Source organism: Polaromonas sp. P1_G4, assembly GCF_056405475.1.
On record NZ_JBFUCA010000482.1, the window covers coordinates 1 to 3,260 of the forward strand.

Genomic DNA, 3,260 nt, shown 5'->3' on the forward strand with positions numbered 1-3,260 from the left:
CTCGTGGCTATTCACCGATCAAGTGCGATTTGCCGAGATCTCTCTCACCCCGCTGACCCCTGCAAACGCCCAGTGGACATTTAATACCGCGAGCGCATTGCTGCACTACTCGCCGGAGCCGCGAGTCATCGAAAAGCTCATCGAAAGTGCAGTGATGCTCGGCTCTGATGATGTGGCTGTCGAGCAGCTGGCGCGCTACAGGGCCGCTTTCCCGACGGAGTACGCACAATGGACGCGGCAAAACAGCAAATTTGCACCGGGACAGGCTACTTCGACGGGAGCGGCGGCCAGATGAAGACGGTACTACAAGGGTTCGTGGACGAAACTGCCTGATTTGCCGCCGTGTTTTTCAAGCACGTGTATATCGGTGATGGTCATGCTCCGATCTACTGCCTTGCACATGTCATAGATGGTCAACAGCGAAATTTGCACTGCAGTCAATGCTTCCATTTCGACGCCCGTTGGGCCGACGGTTTCTACTGTTGCGGAACAGGCGATGCAGGAGCTTTTCTCATCCGGTGTGAATTCTATGGCTACCCGTGTCAAAGCTAAAGGATGGCACAGCGGGATCAAATCGCTGGTTTTTTTTGCTGCCATGATCCCGGCAACGCGTGCAATGCCCAGTACATCCCCCTTTTTTGCACTACCGGCAAGGATGATGGACAGGGTCGTGAAATTCATTACTATACGGCCCTGCGCGATGGCCACACGGTGTGTGGCAGTCTTGCCGGATACATCCACCATGTGGGCTTGGCCTCGGGCGTCAAAATGGGTGAGTGTTGAATCGGACATCATGCAGCAAGAACCTTTACATGTATCCATCATCATAAGACCATGTTCAACAATCCAAAGTTTTGGAGGAGCCGATTTAAGGCTTCTGGCATTCATTTAGGCATTAGCCTGGCAGTAGCCCTGTGCGCGGCGTTGCTGGTTTTTATCATTTGGTATCCCTATCCCTATCGTGAGATATCCGGGGGGCGCGAGCTCTTCCTGTTGGTCATTACGGTGGATGTGATCATGGGGCCGTTGATGACCCTTGCCATATTCAACATCGCCAAGCCGAGCAAAGTGTTGCGCCTCGATCTGTGCGTGATCGGGCTCTTGCAGCTGGCCGCGCTCGCTTATGGTGTCTGGACGGTTGCAGTGGCCCGTCCCGTGCATCTGGTTTTTGAACTCGACCGTTTTCGGGTGGTTCATGCCATTGAAGTTGACCCGGGGCTYCTTTCTCTTGCGCCTGAAAGACTGCGGCAACTGCCGTTGACCGGGCCGACACTGTTGTCAGTGCGGGAGTTCAAGGACGCCAAGGAAAGCTTCGACGCAACCATGGCGGCGCTGGACGGCGTGCCTCTGGGGGCTCGTCCCGATTTATGGCAAAGCTATGAAACGGCCAAGCCCCAGATCCTGAGACAGGCCAAGCCTCTTGCAGAACTCAAGAACCGTTTTCCGGCACAGGTTGTTAATATCGATAACGCATTGGCATCAGCGTTGGCATCGGGTCGCAAGAGCAGCGATATTGGCTATATCCCGATGATCGGGCGCAAGACTTTCTGGACTGTTCTCATCGACACCAAAACGGCAGAGGTAATTGCATTTGTACCCATTGACTCCTTCTAGGCGAACTGTGTCCGTGAAGCCGCGTCCGGCCCTGAACCGCCTTGCCCTGGCCTGCATTGTGTTCATGGCTTTGGGCGGTTCCTCGCTGGCTCAGGCGCCCGTCGGTACGACCGGAGGCTCGACGGGTTCATTGCCATCGCTGGGTGAAACTTCCGACCTCGCAGCGGCAGCAGAGCGCCGTATCGGAGACCGCATCGCCGTCAGCATCTACCGCGACCCTGACTACATTGATGATCCGGTGCTCGGCGATTACCTCCAGAGTATCTGGTTGCCGCTGGTGGCCGCCGCAAGGGCCCGGGGCGAGCTCAATGCCGAACTTGAAGAGCGTTTTGCCTGGCAGGTTTTCCTGATCCGGGACCGCAGCATCAATGCCTTTGCATTGCCCGGGGGCTACTTTGGCGTGCACCTGGGCCTGCTGGCCGCGGTGAGCAGTTCCGATGAGGTGGCCGCAGTGATGGGTCATGAACTCAGTCATGTGACCCAGCGGCATATTGCGCGCATGCTGACGCAGCAGTCGCGCCAGACCCCCTGGATGATTGCCGCCATGATTCTTGGCGTGCTGGCTGCCGGGAAGAGCAGCAATGCCGGCAGCGCCGCCGTGGTCGGCGGGCAGGCGGTCGCGATGCAGAACCAGCTCAACTTTTCCAGGGACATGGAGCGGGAGGCCGATCGCGTGGGTTTCGGGGTCATGACCGATGCGGGTTTTGAAAGCCGTGGTGTTTCGGCCATGTTCGAAAAGCTGCAGCAGGCCTCGCGCCTGAACGACAACGGCTCCTTTCCCTATTTGAGATCCCATCCGCTGACGACCGAGCGAATTGCCGAAGCGCGGGCGCGCGTGCAACTGTCTTCAGCGGACGCGGCAAAACCCTCGCGCGAAAAAGAAACCGAGGCCGGCAGGGCCCGCGTGTTACACGCCATGATGGCATCGCGGGCACGCATCCTGGCAGCCCCGGGGGTTGATGCGCTGCGCTCCATGGTGGCGGAGGCCCAGCGCCAGACCGGCCCTGTTGCCGCACTGCAACCGCTTCCCACGGCCGACAATGTGCGTGATGCTGGAGTTTTGTATGGTGGCGCTTTTGCGGCGGCCCGGCTGCGCGACTTCACCACGGCGAAGGGCTTGCTGGAACGGTTGAAACCGCTTGCTGTGGGTGCGCCGCATGCCGCCAATGCGGTGGATCTGCTGGCCGTTGAAATTGACTTGATGGCCGGCTTGGTTCCCCCGACAGCGGCATCTGCTGACATTTCCAGGGCGACATCTCGCGCTGAGGTACTGCTGCAGTCCCAGTCGTTGATGGCCGCGAACCGTGCGCAGGACGTTTCGGGCCGGCTACAAAGCTGGGTGACGCTGCATCCCAAGGACGCGATGGCCTGGCAGCTGCTTGCGGTCGCGTACGGCAAGCAAAACAAGCAGGTTCAGGCGATTCGCGCTGATGCGGAAAGCCGCGCCGCCCAGCTGGACTACCCGGCGGCGCTGGACCGCTTCAAGGCGGCGCAGGGCTTGATGCGCAGCAGCCCCGGCAACGCAGATTACGTGGAGGGTTCGATCATCGACACACGAACCCGTCAGACCGAACTACTTGTTAAAGAGCAGGCGCTCCAGGACAAAGTCGATCGCTAGCTGCAGCACCGAATAAATCAGTGAGCCT

Annotated in this window: 4 protein-coding genes; 3 read left to right on the plus strand and 1 reads right to left on the minus strand. The window is 58.9% G+C overall.

Annotated features, from left to right (window positions below; all coding sequences use genetic code 11):
• On the plus strand, positions 1-295 hold a 295-nt coding region (locus AC1D1X_RS19125), incomplete at its 5' end, for a Wzy polymerase domain-containing protein (RefSeq protein ID WP_477698907.1).
• An 8-nt stretch (positions 296-303) separates the two neighbouring features.
• Here the strand turns inward: AC1D1X_RS19125 and moaC are convergent.
• On the minus strand, positions 304-795 hold the full coding sequence (gene moaC / locus AC1D1X_RS19130; protein ID WP_477670601.1) for a cyclic pyranopterin monophosphate synthase MoaC: 492 nt from the start codon (positions 793-795) through the stop codon (positions 304-306).
• A gap of 39 nt (positions 796-834) precedes the next feature.
• Between moaC and tfpZ the strand changes: the two genes are divergently transcribed.
• Together tfpZ and AC1D1X_RS19140 are read left to right on the plus strand one after the other, a co-directional pair.
• Positions 835-1,614: a TfpX/TfpZ family type IV pilin accessory protein gene (tfpZ, locus tag AC1D1X_RS19135; RefSeq protein ID WP_477670602.1), complete on the plus strand. Its 780-nt coding sequence runs from the start codon at positions 835-837 to the stop codon at positions 1,612-1,614.
• A 64-nt stretch (positions 1,615-1,678) separates the two neighbouring features.
• Complete coding sequence (locus AC1D1X_RS19140; RefSeq protein ID WP_477698908.1) at positions 1,679-3,232, plus strand: M48 family metalloprotease; 1,554 nt, start codon at positions 1,679-1,681, stop codon at positions 3,230-3,232.
• The last annotated feature ends 28 nt before the right edge of the window (positions 3,233-3,260 follow it).